Source organism: Rhodococcus sp. MT28 (assembly GCF_058792695.1).
The window spans coordinates 26,251-45,437 of the sequence record NZ_JBXAFD010000015.1 but is presented as its reverse complement, the minus strand read 5'-3'; the positions used below and the strand labels follow the sequence as shown (position 1 = coordinate 45,437).

17 protein-coding genes are annotated in these 19,187 nt (G+C 64.0%); 9 read left to right on the top strand and 8 right to left on the bottom strand.

Annotated features, from left to right (window positions below):
* Nucleotides 1–272: 272 nt before the first annotated feature.
* Entirely contained in the window at nt 273–422 is a 150-nt protein-coding gene (locus AC1Q6C_RS30005) for a hypothetical protein (RefSeq protein ID WP_492666985.1), read from the top strand.
* A gap of 344 nt (nt 423–766) precedes the next feature.
* The gene (locus tag AC1Q6C_RS30000) at nt 767–916 is read left to right on the top strand and encodes a hypothetical protein (RefSeq protein WP_492666984.1); all 150 of its coding nucleotides are present in this window, start codon (nt 767–769) and stop codon (nt 914–916) included.
* Between the two features lie 154 nt (nt 917–1,070).
* Here the strand turns inward: AC1Q6C_RS30000 and AC1Q6C_RS29995 are convergent, their stop codons facing one another.
* From AC1Q6C_RS29995 to AC1Q6C_RS29960, 8 genes are all read right to left on the bottom strand, one after another.
* Nucleotides 1,071–1,736, bottom strand: a complete 666-nt coding sequence (locus AC1Q6C_RS29995) for a hypothetical protein (RefSeq protein ID WP_492666983.1) — start codon at nt 1,734–1,736, stop codon at nt 1,071–1,073.
* A complete protein-coding gene (locus AC1Q6C_RS29990) occupies nt 1,691–1,849 on the bottom strand; it encodes a hypothetical protein (RefSeq protein WP_492666982.1) in 159 nt (52 codons plus the stop codon). The genes AC1Q6C_RS29995 and AC1Q6C_RS29990 overlap by 46 nt, the downstream gene beginning before the upstream one ends.
* 346 nt (nt 1,850–2,195) lie before the next feature.
* Entirely contained in the window at nt 2,196–2,993 is a 798-nt protein-coding gene (locus tag AC1Q6C_RS29985; protein ID WP_492666981.1) for an N-formylglutamate amidohydrolase, read from the bottom strand.
* A gap of 35 nt (nt 2,994–3,028) precedes the next feature.
* Entirely contained in the window at nt 3,029–3,697 is a 669-nt protein-coding gene (locus AC1Q6C_RS29980) for a DUF8176 domain-containing protein (protein WP_492666980.1), read from the bottom strand.
* Between the two features lie 108 nt (nt 3,698–3,805).
* Nucleotides 3,806–5,017, bottom strand: a complete 1,212-nt coding sequence (locus tag AC1Q6C_RS29975) for an insoluble domain protein (RefSeq protein ID WP_492666979.1) — start codon at nt 5,015–5,017, stop codon at nt 3,806–3,808.
* A gap of 76 nt (nt 5,018–5,093) precedes the next feature.
* Nucleotides 5,094–6,428 carry a ParA family protein gene (locus AC1Q6C_RS29970; protein WP_492666993.1) on the bottom strand — a complete coding sequence of 445 codons (1,335 nt, stop codon included), beginning with the start codon at nt 6,426–6,428 and terminating at the stop codon, nt 5,094–5,096.
* The gene (locus tag AC1Q6C_RS29965) at nt 6,428–6,784 is read right to left on the bottom strand and encodes a hypothetical protein (RefSeq protein ID WP_492666978.1); all 357 of its coding nucleotides are present in this window, start codon (nt 6,782–6,784) and stop codon (nt 6,428–6,430) included. The genes AC1Q6C_RS29970 and AC1Q6C_RS29965 overlap by 1 nt, the downstream gene beginning before the upstream one ends.
* A gap of 56 nt (nt 6,785–6,840) precedes the next feature.
* Nucleotides 6,841–8,943 (bottom strand): FtsK/SpoIIIE domain-containing protein, encoded by a 2,103-nt coding sequence (locus AC1Q6C_RS29960; RefSeq protein ID WP_492666977.1) that lies wholly within the window; start codon nt 8,941–8,943, stop codon nt 6,841–6,843.
* 1,267 nt (nt 8,944–10,210) lie between these two features.
* Between AC1Q6C_RS29960 and AC1Q6C_RS29955 the strand changes: the two genes are divergently transcribed.
* Genes AC1Q6C_RS29955 through AC1Q6C_RS29925 form a run of 7 tightly spaced genes read left to right on the top strand, consistent with a single transcriptional unit; the run spans nt 10,211 to nt 19,099 of the window.
* A complete protein-coding gene (locus AC1Q6C_RS29955) occupies nt 10,211–10,537 on the top strand; it encodes a hypothetical protein (RefSeq protein ID WP_492666976.1) in 327 nt (108 codons plus the stop codon).
* Between the two features lie 41 nt (nt 10,538–10,578).
* Nucleotides 10,579–10,977 carry a hypothetical protein gene (locus tag AC1Q6C_RS29950; RefSeq protein ID WP_492666975.1) on the top strand — a complete coding sequence of 133 codons (399 nt, stop codon included), beginning with the start codon at nt 10,579–10,581 and terminating at the stop codon, nt 10,975–10,977.
* On the top strand, nt 10,974–14,021 hold the full coding sequence (locus AC1Q6C_RS29945) for an ATP-binding protein (protein WP_492666974.1): 3,048 nt from the start codon (nt 10,974–10,976) through the stop codon (nt 14,019–14,021). The genes AC1Q6C_RS29950 and AC1Q6C_RS29945 overlap by 4 nt, the downstream gene beginning before the upstream one ends.
* Nucleotides 14,018–16,129: a hypothetical protein gene (locus AC1Q6C_RS29940; protein WP_492666973.1), complete on the top strand. Its 2,112-nt coding sequence runs from the start codon at nt 14,018–14,020 to the stop codon at nt 16,127–16,129. The genes AC1Q6C_RS29945 and AC1Q6C_RS29940 overlap by 4 nt, the downstream gene beginning before the upstream one ends.
* Nucleotides 16,129–16,947, top strand: a complete 819-nt coding sequence (locus tag AC1Q6C_RS29935; RefSeq protein ID WP_492666972.1) for a hypothetical protein — start codon at nt 16,129–16,131, stop codon at nt 16,945–16,947. Before AC1Q6C_RS29940 ends, AC1Q6C_RS29935 begins: the two co-directional genes overlap by 1 nt.
* Complete coding sequence (locus AC1Q6C_RS29930) at nt 16,944–18,515, top strand: peptidoglycan DD-metalloendopeptidase family protein (protein WP_492666971.1); 1,572 nt, start codon at nt 16,944–16,946, stop codon at nt 18,513–18,515. Before AC1Q6C_RS29935 ends, AC1Q6C_RS29930 begins: the two co-directional genes overlap by 4 nt.
* Complete coding sequence (locus AC1Q6C_RS29925; protein ID WP_492666970.1) at nt 18,512–19,099, top strand: hypothetical protein; 588 nt, start codon at nt 18,512–18,514, stop codon at nt 19,097–19,099. Before AC1Q6C_RS29930 ends, AC1Q6C_RS29925 begins: the two co-directional genes overlap by 4 nt.
* Nucleotides 19,100–19,187 lie beyond the last annotated feature (88 nt).

Below are 19,187 nucleotides of genomic sequence, written 5' to 3'. Positions count from 1 at the left end.
GCGGTCTTGGCATTCCTTCCAAACGTCCAGCACCGTTTCGTGGTTGTACGATATGCCGTCCGGCGCGTTGCCGTCCTTGTAGCCGTGGAACTCGCCGGTCTCTTCGGTGACGGCTATGGGCCCGGTTTTTTGGGGGGCACTGTCACGTTGTTGAAGTCGGCGAACTGGGAGAATCCAAAGCGGAAGCGCCGCAATACTGTCGTACAAAGGCCATCCGGCCCGGTCACACCCGCCCGCCCCACGGTATCCGAATGGTGTTCGAAGAGGACGGAATGACCACTGAACACGGCCATCGTCCCGATCTGGACTGGCCAGAGTTGAGGGGCGGCGTCGGACCATGTGAGCTCAAGGCGCTGATCTTCCATATCAGACTGGCCGTCAAGAGTGCGGTCAAGGATGGCTACCAGTTCGCCGGGCCCTGAATGTTCCGCATCATCGACGACGCCGACAAGGGCAAGTGCCTCGAAAGTTTTCTGCGCAGCAACGTGGATCAAACCGAAACGATGGCACGTAGCACCGAGCTGACCGTTCCCGGCTGACAATCCAGATCGCCCCCTGTCATTTTCGGCTAGCCCCCTTCTGCATCCATCGGCGCGAAACATCAAGTCACCCAGGCACACCCGAATCTCCATCGACTCAGGCCAAACAGGCAACGACCGCTCCAGGAGAGAATATGACTTCACTTGCTCGCGGCCAGAACACACCACTGAACTCGCCGCAGCTCACGGTCAACGTCACGGGCGTCATCCCCTGAACGGTCGACCTCATGGTCTTCCAAGTGACAACGACAGGAAAGGTACGAAACGACCACGATTTCGTCTTCTTCAATAGTTCGGTAGGTGTCGCGTCTAGAGTGATCGACCGCAAGGACTCGATGATGCTAGTTACCAACGGCCGCAAGAATTCGATCTATTGAGCAGCCGTTCTATGCGCGCGACTAGCTGATAGGTGCCTAAGGCGTCGACGCTGTTCCTTGCTCGCGCAGTACAACAGCAAGCTCGGTTCGTTCGGGTGTCATGATGGTTTGCCGGCCGTCGAGTCGACTGGCGGTTTCGAGGGCCGCCGATCTCTCACCGTCTGAGTCGGGCACGGACCGCATCGATTCCATCGTCATACAATTCGACGTAGCGTCCGGACCCGTTCTGGTAGCGCAAATCCACGGATGTCGGGTCGTGGGCCATGAACACGACGTCGGGACGTCCACCGTTGTACCGGCTGTAGACGGTGTAATTCCAGTCGTCGGGTGCGTAATCGTCGTTCCACTTCAGGCGGGCCACAGGGACGAATCCAGCCTCGGAGTAGATCCTCGGTAGTGCTGTGTCGAAACAGTCCAGTCGTCGTCCGCCTTGCTGGACGGCAACGGCGAGCATGGATTTCGCGGCGCTTGGATATTTGCTGTCTCGATGTGAGAAAGCGGAGACGATTTCGTCGTCGTTGAGTGCGATGCCGGAACGGCCGTCGTCGGTCACGAACAGCCGCATATTTGCGTATTCGTCGTCGCTGTATATGTGTACGGATGAGGCGAAGCGGTTACTGACTTTGAGCTGTTCCATTTGCTGCCGGTAGAGATCGGCATCGGAGGACGTCAACTCGTACAGGTCCGGAGTGCTGTCTCCTCTGCGTCGAAGCTGACTGGCCCGAACGGTATCGAGCGTGTGGACCTGTGTGGGAACAACCTCGCGGTCACCGATCAGAAGCCGTGGGATTCGGCTTCCTCGATCGCCAGGTCGTCCCATTCCTGTTCGATCGTCGCCCGTGCGTTGTCCGGCAGTTCCGGCGTCCATCCCCTGCGACGCCAGAACGCTTCGCGTTGCTCCTGTGTCAGGGTCGGTGTCTCGTTCTCGGTCATGGCTAGTGTCCTTCGAGTCGTCTTGGGTGAATTCTGAGACTGATCTGATCTGCTGTTGACGTCGCGCTTTGCCTGTTTCGAGGCGATGCTGCAGCTTTTCTCGCTTACCTGGATCGTCCTCCGCGCCGAGCTGAGTGCGCAACTCGGTTTGTCCACCGGGGGTCGCGTCGTATTCGGCGGATCTGGCGTCGAGGTTTGTTTTCGCAGTGTCCAATCGTTGTCGGTTCCGGGTGTCTGCGGGGTTCGCGTCGAACAATGTCTGTGCGGCGTCGAGTCTGCGGCGGGCGCTGTCGAGGCGCGCTCGCACGTGCGGGGTGCAGCGGGGGCCGGGGTACTTCTGGCACATCTATCGGCTCCCCCGATCTGCCGCGTCGACGAGACGGCCGAGCATGGCGCCGAGGTTTTCGGCGGCGATGTCGACGAGTTCGCTTTTCTCGGTGAGGTATTGGTCGCGGCGCAGTTCGATCATCATCGAGTACACGTGGGGATCGGTGTTGTAGCGGTCGAGTGGTACGTACGTACCGGAAAATGGGGTATCCGTGCCGATGTCTTCGAGCGGGGAGAACGCGGCGAAGGCAGCCTCTACAAGCCAAGGCGGCGTGTGGTGTGGGTCGGTGCCGATACATAGCGCGGGACGCTGTCCATCTGAGTGCAGCTCGTACGTCGACGGCAATGTCGGGTAGGAATGGACGTCGATGATCACGGCACGGCCAGTCGCGGCGATGCGGTCCGTCACCAGGTCGGACATCGCGGCAGCGTAGGGATGGAAGTAGTTATCGAGCAGTGCATCTCGTGTGGTGTTGTCGGCGTTGCGCAGGACCTCTCCGTTGCAGGTTCGGTTGTAGACCGCGCCGCGGCCGACGGCGTTGAGTTCTTCGCGCTCGTCGGGGAATCGTTCGGGATCGATCACCAAGCGTGAGAGGTCGTTGCGCAGTGTCCACGGCTGGGGTGTCACTGATTGCGCTGCGTGCTGGGCGATCACGTCGGTGTGCGCGTCGGTGATCTCGTCGAGTTCGGCGGCGAGTTGACCGTCGGTGACGGTCAGAGACGAGCGAATCTCGGGTGGAATGACGCGTGAGGCGTGCGGGACGTGCAAGATGACGGGCGAGGATGTATCGCCCGCGATCAGTGTTCTCGTGTTCACGAAATCTCCTTGGCGAGTGTGGAACTGGTGCCGTTTCAGTTGATGACGTCGACGAACCAGCGACCGTCGAATTCTTTGGCGGTGACGGTCTGTGGGAACTGTGCGGGCGGCTGGCCGGGACGCATTTCGGTGAGAGCGACGGAGTAGATACCGGCCGAGATCGGTGTGATGCGCACGCAGTGTGTGGTTCCTGTTGGGACGGTGTCGATTCCGGCTTGGATCTTCTCCTTCGTGGGCAGGGAGGTGTCGGGGGTGGTGAGTGCACGGACGGCTGTTCCGGAGCGGGTGACGTAGTAGGCGTGCTCGAACGCTGCGATGACTCCGGGGCCGCTTTTCTGGTCACCAGGGTCGGTGCGGCATGCGGTCTGGTCGGTTTCAGTCGTGGGTGCAGTGGCGAGAGCGGGCGGGGTGACGTCGAGGGTAGGTGCCGTTTCCGAGGTGTCTGTCTCGTTGGTGATTCTTTCCTGTGCGCTCTCGTCGTTGCCGGAGAGGAGACGCAGGACGAACCAACCGAGCAGCGCGACCACGACAATCAGGGAAGCGATGTAGCGCAGGCGGGGCGATCGGGAATCCTTCTTGCGCGGCCGCTTCGGCGGTGTCGGGGGCGTGGGTGCAGTGACTGTTGTGGCCGTGTCGACGGTTGCGCGCTGGGGTGTGCCGCCGAGTAGGTCGATCACTGCGGGGTGCCTTGTCATGTTCGTCATCGCTGTCGTCCTTTCGGTGCTCGCGCCTGGTTCTGCAGTGGAGCATGAATAAGTTCAGGACGGGCGGCGCGTTGCCGCCCGCCCTGAACGGCTCTGATCATGCGACCTTTACGCCGATATACCCGCGCCGACTGCGTCGCTGATCAGCGAGGACGCCAGGCCAGGGGTCGCGTTGGTGAGGAAGTCCGCGAGTGAGGTGTCGACGTGTTCGATGATCTGCTCGCCCCCGGGCTGTCCGGCGACGAAGTCGCGGGCCTGCTGATCAATCGTGGGGGCAGCGGCGACGGTGTCGCGCACAGTAGTGGCCACCGCCTCACCGATGGGGCCGGAGTTCTCCCAGTCGGCGAGCGTGTCCTGGGTCTGGGCAGTGACGGCGGGTTGGTCGACGTCGGGGACCGCAATTTCGACGGGATCGCCGAGTTCACCTGCGCCATACGCGACGGCGGCGGTGAATCCTGCTATTCCTCCGCCCAGTCCGCCGAGAACGAATGCGGGTGCGCCGGCGAGGAGTGCGCCCGTACCGGCGCCGGCGGCGGTTCCGGCGAGACCGCCCGCTACCCAGCCGATTCCGGGTACGAAGACGTTGCCCAGTCCGAGGCCGATGTTTCCGCCGACGGTGCCGCCGATCAATGCTCCTCCGATGGCGAACGGGGTCGCGAGGCCGATTCCTCCGGCGAGTGCTCCGGCGGCGGCACCGCCGACTTGGGTGGCGGCGTCGCGGCTGGCTTTGTCGACGGGGACGCCGAAGGAGTTCCAGCCGGTGGCGACTCCGGATTCGATGATGGCGGTGGTGTTGTTGGTCCGTTCGAGGTCGACGTCGGAGACCCAGTTCGGTTGTGCGATGTGGAAGGTTCCGATGCGGAGGGTGTCGCGGGGGGCGATGATCGGTGCGACGACGTCGACGGGGCCGGGGAGATGGAGCTGGGTGTAGTCGGTCGGGGTGGTGTCGGTGTAGGTGGGTGGTGTGTAGGTGTTGGTGTCGTAGTCCCAGTTCGGTAGCGGCTGGTAGTCGATGTTCTGGTATTGCGCGGGTGGGTCGACCCAGTAGATGGGCTCGGTCGTGGCCGGTGGCGGGGTGGGTTCGGTGGTCACTCCGGACTGTCCGCCGCCGTCGGTGATGCCTGCTTGTCCTCCTCCGTCGGTGATGCCGGCTTGCCCGGGCGCTGCGAGTGCCGGTGGTGCGAGCGTGATTCCGGCGGCCACTGCTGCGGCAGCGACGGCGGCGATGGCGCTCTGGCGGGCGAGGGTGCGGCGGCGATGTCGGCCGTGTCGGTGTGCGCGGCGGGCGGCTCGGTTTCCTGCGGTGGTGCCGATGCTCATGTGGTGCCTTTCATTCAGGAGGGTGCAGATGGGTGCCAGGAGGAGCGCCGGTGTGCGGAATCCGGCTGATACGGGGTCAGTCAGCGGCGTGGGCGATGAGATCGATGACCGTCGAGGCAACGACGGTCAGTGCTTCGGTGGTGCTGCGCCGGAGCTTCGAGGGCGCGATGCGCTCACCGGAAGCGAAGAGTGGCTCGAACGGCATCCGGGCGACCGAATGGACGCCGGCGTCGAGAAAGGCGTCGACAGCGTCGATTTCGACCATCGGTGCGTCCCCGGGTCCGTCAGTGATGACGACGATGGTGCGAGCCATCATCGCCGGGCCTGCGGTGGCGGTGAGGTCGAGGAGCATGCGGTGCGCGGCTGCGGCGGCGTCGCGGCGAAGCGGGACCGGTACGAGGAGGACGTCCGCGTGGCTGGTTGCCCAGTGCCAGCTGCCGGCGAGGCGGTTGTTGCCGGTGTCGGCGATGAGGATCTCGCGGTGCTGGGACAAGATCTGCGCCGCCGCGAGGGCGTCGTCGTAGCCGAGACTGGATCCGTGGGCGCCGTTGTTGCCGGCGACGATGTCGTCCCCGCCTGGTTGACGGGTGAGGTACTGCGAGAGCGCCGAGGGTCGGATGCTGCCGGGCTCGGCTGTCTCGGCGGCGATCAGTGAGCGCACGTCGTGTCCGTCGCGGGGTGGGATGCTGACGCGGTCGGCGAGGCTGCCGCCGACGTCGGCGACGTCGACGCAGACCGTGGTTGCGGCTCCGCGGTGTTCGGCGATGATCGCGTTCAGCCCTACCGCGAGTGGGGTTTTGCCGACGCCGCCTTTCGGGTTGGCGATGGTCACGATCGAGAACCCCGGGAGGGGGGCGGTGATGGATGCGATGGCGGCGCGGTGGCGCATTTCGGCGGACTCGGGTTTCGGGGCGATTCGTAGGTTGAGGAGGGTATTGAGTCGGCCGCGTAGTCCGGTGCGGGCGGGTTCGTGCGAGCCTGCCGCGATCTCGGGTGCTGCGAGCACGGATGTCGAGGTCGGTGTGCGCGCCGCACGGGCTGGCCGGGCATGAGTGTCGGCTCCCACGGCTGGCGGTGAGTCGTCGAGGGGTGTCACCGCCATTGTGACCGGTTCCTCCACGGGGTGATCCGGCTGCGTCTGTGGTGTGTCGGCCGGTGCGGGGATGGGTCCGGTGGGCAGCGATTGCGCCACCTTCCCGTCCGGGGCCACGGTGAGTTGGCGGGAGCGGCCCGCTTCCTGCACGGTGACCTCGACGGGTGAGCCGGCGTCGGCGGAGTGCTGTCGGCTGAACTGTGCGATCACCGCGTGGATCGACTGCCCGTTCTCGGCGGACAGTTCCACCTTCTCGTCCCCTGCCCCGCTCACGAGTGCGGTTCGCTCGGAAGTGATTTCGATGGCAAGGGTCACCATCACGCGGTGGTTCCGGTGAAGGCTCCGACGCCGGAGAGTTCGGTGTCCATTTCGAGGACGATGGTGTCGGCCTTGTCGAGGGCGGCCAGAGCGTCGTCGCGGGCTTTGCCGTCGGGGAGTACTTCGATGATCTGGCGGCGGGTGGCGACGGCTCTTTTGATTTCGTCGAGTCGCGGAGCGGTCAGTTCCTGGTCTTCGCTGAGTTTCGGCAGCCATGCGGGGATGGCGTTTTTGAGGACGCGGCGGAGTTCGGTGATGACGGGGTCGCCGCCGCCTTTGGGGGCTGCGAAGGGGTTGCGCAGCACGGTGATGTCGTCGGCGGTGGGGGTGATCGATTGGGAGATGCGGCGGCTCATGGGTGGACCTTTCGGGTGAGAGTTGTGCAGGTGTGCAGCGAAGTCGAGTCGCGGGGTCAGGTCGCGGGTGCGGTGGTGTCAGGTTCGGGGAGCAGGACGACTTCGTGTGGTCCGTACGTGATGTGGTTCTTGACCCGTCCGGCGCCGTGGAAGGTCAAGGTGGTTTCGGTGACGGCGCCGCTGTCTTTGTCTCGGATGACGGTGACCGCGGCGACGGTGGCCGGGTGTTCGTTGCCGTGTCCGTCGTCGACGAGGACGGTCATTCCTTCGGTGACCGCGGCGGCGGGTATCGCGTCGGCGAAGTCATCCCCTGCGTCCGCAGTGGGCGTGTCGTCGTGGTGGCCGAGGACGGTGGGCTCGGGAGCTCGGCCGTAGGCGCGGGCAGCGACCGCGACGGAGCGTTCGGATTCGATGAAGTGGCGCAGTTCGGTCGAGTAGAACGCGATGTGCGGTTCCTGCTGGGGCCGTAGCCCTTCGATGATCTTCTTCTCCGAGGTCGAGAGCTGGTTCCACTTGTTGGGGTGCGGGTCGACGTTCGGTGTCCACCACATCTGCGCATCGACGGGCACGCCGTCGTTGCCGAGGGCGACTCCGCGGCCGGGGACGGAGGTGTCGATCTCGCGGCCGACCTGCGAGTCGCCCCACAGCATCATCGCGCCGTCCTGCGAGAGGTTGCCGAGGGAGATGCGGGTGCCGAAGTTGTCGCGCGCGTTGCCCGAGGCGCCGCCGAAGAGGGACGCGTCGGGTCGTTGCACACCGAGCAGGAGCCGGATACCGGCCGAGCGTGCGAGGACGGCGAGATCGGCCCACGCCCCGAGTGGGTCGAGTTCTTTGAGGAGATCGCGGGTTTCGTCGTCGCCGGTCTTGGCGAGGCGCTGCCATTTGCCGGAGAGGATGAAGAACTCGTCGAGCACGGCGATCAGGAGAGGAAGTTGGGACGGCTCGATCTTCTTCACGTGGACGTAGTGGTTGCGGGCCATCATTTCGCTGTGCAGGGCACGCACGAGCATCGCGGAGCGGACTGCGTCGTAGACGATGGCGGCGCACCCGGGGTAGCCCTCGAGTCCGTCGAGTTCGATCATTTTCGGGTCGACGCCCAGGAACGGGATTCCTCGTCGCGATGCTTCGGTGAGCAGGGTGCGGATCACCGATGTCTTGCCGCCGCCGGTGGGTCCGACGATCAGGCAGTGAGGTTTGTTCGACTTGGTGGAGATGTCCCAGAACATGTTCACCTCCGATGCTGCCGTCGCGTAGGGCAGGTGGCGCAGGTTTTCGTCGACCAATTCGAGAGGGTGATCGACGCGGGTGGGTAGTGGGGCGCGCAGGCTCATCAGGAGGTAGCCCTCGGAGGGAAACCAGTCGGTGGCCCAGGTGCGGCCGGATTCGTGCGCGCCGGCGAGGGCGGCGAGGGCTTCGTCGACCTTCTTCTGGAATCCGCGTGCTCCGCTGGAGAGGGTGGGTGTGAAGGTGATCTTGAAGGCGGTTTCGACGTCGCCGTCGAGTGCGGCGACGCTCACGGCAGGCTCCTTCAGCGGTCCGTCTTTGAGGGAGTTCGCCAGTGCCTTGTGCCGCGGTGATCGGAGGTCGGGTTGAGTCAGCGTGCGGGTGATGCGGATTCGGTCGCGGTGGGCGTCGTGGACGACGGTGTAGGTCCATTTGCTGGTGTGCCTGCTCGCGGAAGCTCGTACTGCGGTGGTGAATTCGTCGAGCTCTTTCGGACGGATGATGGCGCCGCGTGCAAGGGTGATGGTGGCGGTGCGCAGGGTGGTGATGCCGGGCGGGTATCCGACGGTGATTTTGATCGGGGTGTGGCGGGTGCTTTGCCGGAGTTGGGCGTCGAGTCCGGCGCGGTGGCGGTGGGTGAGGAACCGTGCGATGTCGCAGGCGAGCAGGCCGAGAGTGAGGGCGGCGAGTGGCCACCGGTATTGGTGGACGGTGGAGACTGCGCTGTCGAGCTGAGGGTTCGAGAATTGTTCGGTGAGGTCGAGGAGCTGCGGCGCGAGAAATGCGAGTGTTGTTGCGATGACGGCGAAAGGCGCCCACGCCCTGTACGGGCGGATGGCGGACTCCCCCGCCTGGCTTGTTCGCGCGTGGGGTTTGTCGGATCCGAAGAGGTCGACGAGAAAGTCTTTGAGCGGGTCCTGCTGGCTTCTGCTCACCGTCTACTCCTCTCGCTCGTTTCCAGCCCCGAGGCGATCGTCGCGTGGGGGTGTGTGGGGTGCACTGTCACAGAGCGTGGGAAGCGATCTCAACCCGCCTGTGGATAACTTGTTTCGCGGGTGCATGGCTGGAGCGCGCATCACATGCCCTAGCGGTGATACCGGGGCGTGATACACACCCATCGCCTCTACCCGCAAACGGTTCTGGTTGTGGCGCTGCGCATTACCGGTCGAAGACCGCGCGGCGGCATGGCTGATACACCGCGTGAGGACTTGTTCGACCCCCTACGGCACGGGACCGATGACGATGTACATCTCGAGTGGTTTTCGTCTTCCTGTGTCACTGTTCGCGGACCCCTGCAGGGCTCTCGAACGCCTCGCTTCGTGGGGTACGGAACCCGATGCTCAAACAGCCGAGAGCGGTGTGGACGACACCGTGGCAGGCGTCGCGCCAGGATGATCCGGGGATGCTCCGTACAGGACCCTGACCAGCAGTTGATTGAAATATGTTGGCGCGAAGCAATTTTGAGCAGTACACTCCCCCTAGGCCCGAAGGGCCGGGGGAGTGACCCCGAAGGGGAAGCGTGAATCGGGCTCCTGAATTCCACCTCTGTCCACACCCTCTGCAGGCACCCTCGATGCGGGGTTGTTCGAGCACGGGGTGCGCAGCCTGCCACACGTGCGTGCTGAACACGCTATGCACGCAGAGCATGCACACCACGCAGGCAGTGACGACGAACGGTTCCTCGAACTTCTGATCATGGCCACGGCGTGGGTGCATTGAGCAAGTTCCAGCGGGGGTGACTTACACAGCTGGCGGACACGTTCCGAAAATGGTTCTGTGCCAGATTGTTCAGGCGGACGAAGGCCATGAAGCACAGCGAGGGAGACAAGTGTCGATCTCTATGGTCTGCGGCGGGTCCGTCGACGATGCCCGTTCGCATCTCTCTGCCGCTCCACTGAAGGAACCCCCCGCCGAGGTCTGGGAAGCCTCCAGCGGACACCCGAAGCGAAGACCGTTCCGTGGCCGCGCTCCCCCGCATTCGAGTTGGTTCCCGCGATCGCCGAGAGATCCCCGACGGATGAATCGCGACACCTGACCACACTGCTCACGACGACACGCACCAGCGCTGATCGACAGACGCGCCAACTGCGGGGGCCAAAAAGTTATCCACAGGTCGCATTGAAATTCCTACCGCCACTCTTCTACGTTTCCGCACAACCACATTCGTGGGGTCTGGTTACACCACTGTGTTGGAGAGTGCTCATGTTTTCTCTTGCTTCCACCGTGATCGACGTGTCGATCCCGCCGACGCATCCACCGCACGCCGCAGACGCGGTGACCCTCGCCCAGTCGACGGACGTCAATACCGGTGGTCTGCGCGCGTGGATCAAGGACAACATCGTCTTCACCATCCTCATCGCCCTCGCGTGTGTGGTTCTCGTCGGCGGGCTCAAGGGCAATTTGTCGCGGGTCTTCACCGTGGGCGGACTCGGGTTGTTCGGGCTTGCCTACCTCGGTATTGCGACATCGGAATCGGCGGCCACGGGGATCGGCAATTGGATTCTCGGGCTCGTCGGTATCTCGACCTGACCGCTGATGCCTGCGCAGAGAATATTCGAAGGGGATGCTCGGTGATCGACAACGACGACCTGATGTACCGCGTGGACCGGCACTACCTCGGTCCGACGGGTTATCCACTGCCCGTGCGGATCCGCTACACGGCCGGCATCGTCGGCGTGGTTGCTTTCGTGGTGGTGTTCGTGATCGGTCGCGGAATTCTGCACGTCCCACTCGGGTTCAAATCTCTGATGGTGATGGCCGTGATCACGGTGTGGCTTACGACTCGGATCTCGAAGTTCGTCACCCCGGACCGCCCACTGCGGTCGGTTCTCAAGGCCGCCCTCAATGACCTCGTTGCGCCGCGCCCACCGAAGCGCGGTGCACCCGTGTCCATCTCGCTCCCTGAGCGGTTGACGACAGGAGAACGTGCCGTCGTACCTGTTCGCCTCGACGGTGAGGATCACCGATGACCGTTCCCGAGAACGACATTGCGGCTCTGTTCGATCCGAAGCTCGACGACCCGGTTCCGGTCATTCCTCCCGGTGCCCTCCCTCCGTCGTGGGCAGCAGTGCAGTCGCATGCTCCGCAACCGGCGCGTGCGTGGTCCGAAGCCGAACCCGCACACGCACCGGATGGTTCTGAATACGACCACGGCCAGGACGACACCGACGGCCACACTTCCCCTGCACCCGATCCGGACCACGTCGCAGACAAAGCGCTCGGCCGTCAGCGTCGCCGCACAGGCGAAAAACGGGCAAAGTCGGCAACAGATCGCGACAAGGCCGCAGCGAAGAAACGTGCAGACCGCGAACGAAAAGCGGTACGCCTGAAACTGACCGGCACATCAGCGAACATCACCCGCACCGCAACCACCTCCACCGCATGGTTCGTCCAACGCCAGGGGCCGTGGAATTTCCGCACCACCGGAAAGCAGCGCCGCTTCATCCAGGACGAAGCGATCATCCTGACCAACCTGCAGAAGGCCGGCGTCAACAAGGTGCATCGCCGCCTCGTGCGCACCCCGTTCCCCGTCGCACAGTGGGCAGTCGATCACGACACGTGGGCAACCCCGATTCCCGATGTTCCCGGCGCACTGTCATGGACGGACTACCTGCGCGGGCAGCAGCATGCGATGTTGTGGTCCAACGCGACGATCAAAGGCCGCTACTGGGGTATCGAACTGCCGCAACGCTCCTCACTCGGCCAGGGGTTGGACTGGACCGCCCGGATGCTGCGTCACCTCGCTCGCTGGCCGCTGCTGGGCAGAGTGTGCACCGGGGTGAACAGCTGGGCCGACGACGCCTTCGAACGGGAGCAGAAGGCCCTTGCCGATCACCTCGCCACACTCGAACGAATCATGTCCGGCCGCGGAGTGAAAGCAACCCCGGCCACACCGGCGGCGATCGACTACTTGCTGCGCCGATCAGCGACCATCGGTCTGCCACTGGAAGCTGGCGGTGCGATCGCCGGCGCCGGAGATTGGGAAGAAACCGACGTCGCCGCCCTGGAAGATCTCACCGACCTCTCCCTCACCCCAGGCGACGGGTACACCACCGTCTCCGGCGTCGTCGACGGCCGCAAGTACACCGGCGTGGTGATCGTGCTGACGATCGGCCGCATGGCTCCTCTACCGATTCCGGAACGGATCTTGCCGTGGCAGATCATCGGCGATCCGTCCGGTGAACCTCTCGAATGGTCCGATCGCATCGAGCTGCACGACAAAGCGAAAACGATCCGCACCATGCGCTCGCTGACCGGCAAGATCGAATCGCAGTTCGACCACTACACCGTCGAACACGATCAGGTCCCACCGAAAGAGTTGGCGGAGCAGCACGCCCGCGCACAGGACGTGATCTCCGACGTCGAGGAAGACCATTCCGGACTCTCGACTCGAACCACCGGGTGGTACCGCCTTGCGGTGGTCGGCACCGACCCCGACGAGGCGCGGCAGAAAGTCTCCGATCTGCAGGAGATGTACTCACCGCACATCGCGCTCGAACAAGAGCACGGCCAATACCAGTTGCTGCGCGAGTTCATACCTGGTGAGCCGCAAGCCAACATCGCCAACAGGCGACACATGGATGTCGAAGCAGTCGCCGCCGGGATGGCGACCGTCAGTGACCGGATCGGTGACCGCCGCGGTGTCGTCCTGGGCGAGACCGGATCCATCTCGCCGCGCCCGGTGATCTGGGACCTGTTCGCCGCGCACGAGATCAAGCACAAGTCCGGGCTGACACCGATCGTCGCCGTACCCGGTTCGGGTAAGACGTTCCTGGCAGGCATGATCGTCTACCAAGCCGTGAGAGCCGGCGCGTACGGCGTCGTCCTCGACCCCTCCGGTCCGCTCGCAGCGTTGGCCGGACTACCGGAGTTTCGCGACATCGCCCGCGTCTACGCCCTCACCGGTCGCGATTCACGCGCTGGCGCCTTGAACCCGTACCGCGTGATCACCGATCCACGTCGCGATGATCCCGAGTACGACGCCCGCAACGTCGAGTTCGCCCGGGATGCAGATCCGTTCGCGGCGGCGCAGTCGAAGTTCGATGCGGATATGCGTGCAGCCGCCGCCGAGCGCGTCGAGGTCGCCGTCTCGGTGCTCAAGATGATGCTCACCGAACGGCATCTGCATCTCGAACACACCGAACCCGTGCTGCATATGGCCGCGAACATGGTCGGCGGCGACAGCAACCACAATCTCCGAGAGGTGTTGGCCGCGATCCAATCGATCGGAGTGAGCGATCCGGACCAAGCCGTCAAAACCTGCGCGAACGGGTTGTACCAGCAGCTCAGTTTGATGTCGGAGCTGACCGAGGCGCGGGTGTTGTTCCCGGAGGAGGGCACGATCGGGAGCGGCGCGGATGCATTCGACGCCGACATCCGTCTGACGATCTTGACGATGCCGGGCCTGCAGCTGCCGCCCGAAGGCACGCCGTCCTCGCAGTGGACACCGCAGCAACGGATGACGGCGCCGTTGATGCACATGGCCGCGTGGCTGGCGAACAGGCTCGTCTACGAAAAGCCTCGCCACGTGCGCAAGGTGCTCTTCCTCGACGAAAACAAATACCTCGAATCCACCGGTGCCGGCCGCACCCTCAACCTCCGAATCGCCCGCGACTCACGCAAATTCAAGGTCCGCGCTCTGGTCTGCTCGCAGCTTCCGGATGATTTCCTCGGATTGGACGGCAGCGACGACAAGACCGCCCTGACCTACGAGGTGTTCGTCGGTGACGTCGGCGGTGATCCGCATGCAATCGAAGGCGCCCTGAAACTACTCAAACTTCCCACTGGGCAAGGGTTCGAGCAGTTCCTCGCTGAACTGGGCAGCGGCGGCGAGGACACTCTCGACGAGGACACCGACACCTCCTATCAGGACGAAGCGCGGCGCTGGATGATCCGGATGGCCGACGACGTGGAGCGGGTGCGTTCGAGCTGGATTCACTACGTGCATCTCGCGCATGTGTTCGCAGCGCTGAATTCCTCCTCGGCGAAGAACGCCCTCGGCGGCGCCGCATGAACACCATCAGGCGGCTCAATCCACCCTCTACAGAGCTGAATGGGGCAATCCCTCACCGATCGCGCGTTCGGGCGCTGGCCGTCAATCTGGCGCGGGTTCTCGCCGTTCTAGCACTGGTGCTGGTGCCCCTCGTCGCCCCGGGTGGACCGATCGCATCTGCCGGCGGATTCGACTGCAAAGACGTCCCCTCCCCCGAGTTCCCGAACTCGGTCATGGCCGCCGAGTTCGATTCCTCAAGCAAAGACCGCGAACCGAAACAGGGCGGCACCGGCTACGAAACCTACGGATGGGCCGGATTGCGCTGGTACACCTACGACCTCGGCTGCGGCAACGACCTGGTCCGCGCACCCGACGCAGTCGCGGACACCACCCTGGGCAACACATTCCTCGCAATCGGCAAGGGATTCGCAGCTGCCGCGTTCTGGCTCGACGACCAGACCAAGACCGGAGCAGCGGCCGAAGAGGCCGGAATCGCCCCGGCGATGGTGCAGTTCGACCAGATCGTCGCCTCGACCTCCAACGGAATGCTCGGCGTCTACGGAACGTGGCTGGGTGTGGCATTGATGGTGGTCGCCACGATCATCATCTGGAACGCCCTCAAATCAAACGCCGCGGCCGTGACCCGCACCGTCGCGATCGCCGGCGCTGCAATGGCCATCGGAGCACTGTTCGTCGGCGCACCGCAAAAAGCCATCCAGGTCGCCGACGACACCTTCGGATCGGTCATCACCGACACACAAGGTCAGATGCTGTCCGTGTCCGGAAACACCGGAGACCCCCGCAATGTGCTGATCGACAAGATCTTCCTCGACGACTGGCGCAAGGGATGGTTCGGGACGAACTTCAACGACCAGGAACTGCAACTTGGACCGAAGCTCCGGAATTCCCTCGCGTTTTCGTACGCGGAGCAGCGAGAAGTGGCCGGCGACAACGAAGCCGCGAGCGAGCTGGCAGACACGAAAGCGAAAGACTTTCAAGAAGGCATCATCGACAAACTCGACGGATTGAACCTCTCGTACGGCCAGTTCCAGGGCAAGGACTCCGGACGCACCGGCACAGGGTTCATGGCGATGATCAAACTCGCCATGCCCTCCATCCTTTGGATCGGTGCATCCATCCTCAAACTCACTGCGCTACTGGCTATTCGACTCGCAATTCTCTTCGCACCGATCTGGGTTCCGATCGCCGCCGCACACGGCGGCACCCTTTCGCGCGTGTGCCGCATGATCGCCACCGCCTACATGTGGGGCGTGGCCGGCGCGGTCATCATCGCGCTGTATCTGATGGCGCTGGTCAAGCTGTACGACACCGACAACGGTCTCGTCGACGGCACGTGGCGGCTGTGGTTCATGGTCATCTTGACGGCGGTGTGCTGGTTCATCATGCGTCCGTTCAAGCGGATGACTCAGACCTTCACCCAGAACCAAGCAGGCGCACTCAATCGCAAGGCTCGCCACGCGCAGACGTCGATGAAGCAGAAGTTCTTCAAGGCCGGGAGCGCCGTCGTGGGCGGTCCCGCGGCGTCGATGGCCGAGGAAGGTGTCGGCGCGCTTCGGAAGGCGACCAAACGCGGTGGTGACCTCGACAAGGATTCAGTGACACCAGTGCGTCCGGAAGGGCGCGAGTTGAATCAGCGACGTCGCCACGAGGTCGACAAATCGCGCGTCGACGCGCGTAAGACGATGGATCGCCAACAGCGTCTGACGGATTCACGGAAGGACGCCCAGGACGTGCGGCGCCGAAGCCTCGCCGGTACCGCCAAGAATTCCGCGGGCACCAAGCGGCCCATGTCGGATCGACCACAAACCGCCGGTCCCGCTGCCAAACCTAGCCGCACCCTCGCTCGACAGCTGATCGGAACCGAAGCCGGTTCACCGCGCAGCACTTCGTCGGTGAGTGAGACATGGGACGGAGGCCCGCGGTCGAGTATCGCGCCGATGAAGGTGTTCACACCGCCCTTGCGGGATGCCCCCACCGGGTCTACGACACCCCGTTCGGGTGCGACGCGCTCGAACTCGGCGACTCCTCCGCGGTCGACGGCACGACTGTGGACGCCGTCGTTGACCTCAGCAGGCACTTCATCCGATTCGACCGACAGGTTCAGCTGATGCCTTCCAGCACAGCCAATCCCGTCCTAGCACCGATCCGGCGGTGGGTTCTCTATTCGCGCACCAATCTGACGATCACGATCGTCTCTGCGTTCGGTGTGCTGTTCGTGGCGGGAGCAGTGTTCGGCCAGTCCCCGACCCCGTCGAACACTGCCTCCACCGCATCAACGACAGGAGCAGCGTCCGCGACCCCGGGTAATCTGAGCTACGAGTTGACCGAAGTGACCGAATCCTCCATTGCCGGCAAGTCGATCGCGTCGGTAGCCGAGAGCGCACCGGCGACAGCGATGGCCTACGCGCACGTCTACGTCGGTCAGTCACTCTCGAACAGCGAATGGAAGACCAAGCTGGGCGTGCACACCTCCGAAGCGCCCGGCGTGACGGTGGTCAATGCCCGCCCGCTCGTACCGGTCGCGATCATCGGCCCGACGCGCAGTGAGATCGTGGCCGGCACCGGCGGTGTGGGCGCGGTGCAGGTCATCGTCCCGACGCAGGCCGGGAATCTGCGGATCACCCTGAAAGCCTCGGACACCGCCAAGGGTTCGACATGGCAGGTCCAGACCCCGCTGCCCACCCTCGACCGCAGCGAGATCGACAAGCTCAGCGTACCTTCCCTTGCGAGCCCACCGACCTCGGAAACTTCCACAACCAGCACAGCTCCGACATCGCCCACCTCACCGAGCACTACCTTGACCACGTCGCCGACATCGACCACCTCGGTCGCTGTTCCCTCGGTAGACCTCGAACCGGCGCCTGTTCCCGTCCCTGGCCCCATCCCGATTCCCGACCTCGACACACCGCTCCCGGGAACACTGTGAGTCGCCGCCGTGCAGCGGTAGCCCTGATCGTCACCGCGGCCACCGCCGCGATCCTTGGGCTGTCCGGATGCACCCAGCAGCCGGTGATCCCCCACAACCGTTGCAGCGGAACCTCATCGAACGAGCAAGACGACAAGGGATCCTCTACCGGAAGCACCGAACTGAAAGCATCGGGGCCGATCACCCAGCCAGCCAAGAACGGAACGACGACGTTCACGTCCCCGTTCGGGCCTCGCTGGGGAACCGAACATAAAGGCGTCGACTTCGCCGGCCCCGTCGGGACACCGATCTACGCGGCACTCGACGGCGTCGCGGTCAAGGCCGGGCCCGCATCCGGGTTCGGGAACTGGATCGTGCTCGACTCGCTCGTCGACGGCAAACCCGTGAGCACCGTCTACGGCCACATGTTCGACGACGGTGTCCTCGTCACGGAAGGCCAGCAGGTCAAGGCCGGCGATCACATCGCGAACATCGGGAACAACGGCCAATCCACCGGCGCACACTTGCATTTCGAATACTGGGACGGCGGACGACTGCAGGGCGGAACCGCCGTCGATCCGATGACCAAACTCGGCGGAGCGCCCTCCCCCGCCGGCGAGGCGGGTAGTGATTCTCCTGCCATCGAACTGGCGGCGTCGTCATCGGAGATCGACTGCGGCGGCTTCGGCGTGGCAGGTGGTGGCGATCTCAAAGCCGGTTCCGTTCCTCCGGAAATGGAACCGTGGTTCCGCAAAGCCGGATCGCTGTGCCTCCAGATCAAGCCCTCGCTGCTGGCGGCAGACGCGAACGCCGAATCCGGCTTGGTCCGTGGCCTGACCTCCGGCAGTGGAGCGCAAGGTGTCACGCAGTTCATGCCGCGAACATTTGCTTCTTACGGCCAGGACGACGACGGCAACGGCAAGATCTCGATCTGGGACGATGGGGATGCGATCATGGCTCAAGGCCGATACTTCTGCGCTATCGCGGCCCAGGTCGACGGATGGATCGCCGACGGATCGGTCAAAGGCGATCCGAAATCGCTCTACATCGCTTCCTACAACGCAGGGGAAGGCGCGGTGAAGAATGCGGGCGGAATGCCCAGCGGCGGCGACTACACCACCCAGACACAGCCCTACGTCGCGAAAGTCCTTGCATACGAGACAGAATTCGCTTCACCCGGTGGTAGCGGCGAACTCGTGATTTCGCCCGGTTCGGCGTCCGGATCCCAGGTCGTCGACGCTGCCCGCCAATTCCTCGGCACCCCGTACGTCTGGGGCGGCGGCAACATCAACGGCACCACCGGCGGTGGATTCGACTGCTCCGGACTGACCAGTTACGCCATCTACCAGGGAAGTGGCAACAAGATCACCCTGCCCAGGACATCCGAACAGCAGTGGAACGTCGGAGTCGAGATCCCGATCGACCAAGCACAAGCCGGGGATCTGGTGTTCGGTTCGTGGGCCGGAGCAGGTCCGGGGCACGTCGGCGTCGCGATCGGCGGAGGCCAGATGATCCATGCTCCCACTACGGGGGACGTCGTCAAACAAGCTCCACTGCAGAGCGATATGAAAGCCAGGAGGGTTCTGTGAGCAACGCACGCAAGCTGGTTCTGCTTGCCGTCGCTGTCCTCCTCGTCGGGGGACTGGTGTACTTCCTCTCCTGCCGGGGCAACGAGACCGGAACCGCAACAGCTGAACAAGCCACACCAGCACCGGCGCCGCTGACCATCTCGACTTCGCCGGCTCCGACCACAATCGACATCACCGAAGATCCGGATACGGAGGCGGCCGAAAACATCGCTCGCCAGGCACTTTCCGTGGCGTTCACCTGGTACCCGGCAACGGACCGCAGCCCCACCGACGGATACGCACGCGCCCGCGAATGGTTCACCGACACCCTGGCACAGACCCTGCTCGTCGACACGCACACCGAACGAGGCCCTGGAGCGCAATGGATCCAATGGGCCTCCGGCAACGCCAAAGTGGTCGCAGACGTAACGCTGGGATGCTCCGGCTGCCCACCCGACAGCGACGCACTCATCCACCGAGTCGCAAGCATCCACCAAACCGCAATCAACGAAAAGAAAATCAGCACTGTCGCAACGGATACCACGGTTTGGGTGACCCTCACCAAGGGTGGTGACCAGTGGCTCCTCGACACCATCCGCTACTGACCACCACTCCCAACCTTGGCTGCACGACAAAGGATTCGTACCGATCGACTAGGTTCGTAACCAACAGGGCGCCGAACGAGACACAGGC

Excerpts from the sequence above, each read along its gene's own strand:
- AC1Q6C_RS29990 (WP_492666982.1), bottom strand. The coding sequence starts at position 1,849 with ATGACCGAGAACGAGACACCGACCCTGACACAGGAGCAACGCGAAGCG.
- AC1Q6C_RS29935 (WP_492666972.1), top strand. The coding sequence starts at position 16,129 with ATGCCTTCCAGCACAGCCAATCCCGTCCTAGCACCGATCCGGCGGTGG.
- AC1Q6C_RS30000 (WP_492666984.1), top strand. The coding sequence starts at position 767 with ATGGTCTTCCAAGTGACAACGACAGGAAAGGTACGAAACGACCACGAT.
- AC1Q6C_RS29940 (WP_492666973.1), top strand. The coding sequence starts at position 14,018 with ATGAACACCATCAGGCGGCTCAATCCACCCTCTACAGAGCTGAATGGG.
- AC1Q6C_RS29965 (WP_492666978.1), bottom strand. The coding sequence starts at position 6,784 with ATGAGCCGCCGCATCTCCCAATCGATCACCCCCACCGCCGACGACATC.
- AC1Q6C_RS29955 (WP_492666976.1), top strand. The coding sequence starts at position 10,211 with ATGTTTTCTCTTGCTTCCACCGTGATCGACGTGTCGATCCCGCCGACG.
- AC1Q6C_RS29975 (WP_492666979.1), bottom strand. The coding sequence starts at position 5,017 with ATGAGCATCGGCACCACCGCAGGAAACCGAGCCGCCCGCCGCGCACAC.
- AC1Q6C_RS29945 (WP_492666974.1), top strand. The coding sequence starts at position 10,974 with ATGACCGTTCCCGAGAACGACATTGCGGCTCTGTTCGATCCGAAGCTC.
- AC1Q6C_RS29980 (WP_492666980.1), bottom strand. The coding sequence starts at position 3,697 with ATGACGAACATGACAAGGCACCCCGCAGTGATCGACCTACTCGGCGGC.
- AC1Q6C_RS30005 (WP_492666985.1), top strand. The coding sequence starts at position 273 with ATGACCACTGAACACGGCCATCGTCCCGATCTGGACTGGCCAGAGTTG.
- AC1Q6C_RS29970 (WP_492666993.1), bottom strand. The coding sequence starts at position 6,428 with ATGGTGACCCTTGCCATCGAAATCACTTCCGAGCGAACCGCACTCGTG.
- AC1Q6C_RS29995 (WP_492666983.1), bottom strand. The coding sequence starts at position 1,736 with ATGGGACGACCTGGCGATCGAGGAAGCCGAATCCCACGGCTTCTGATC.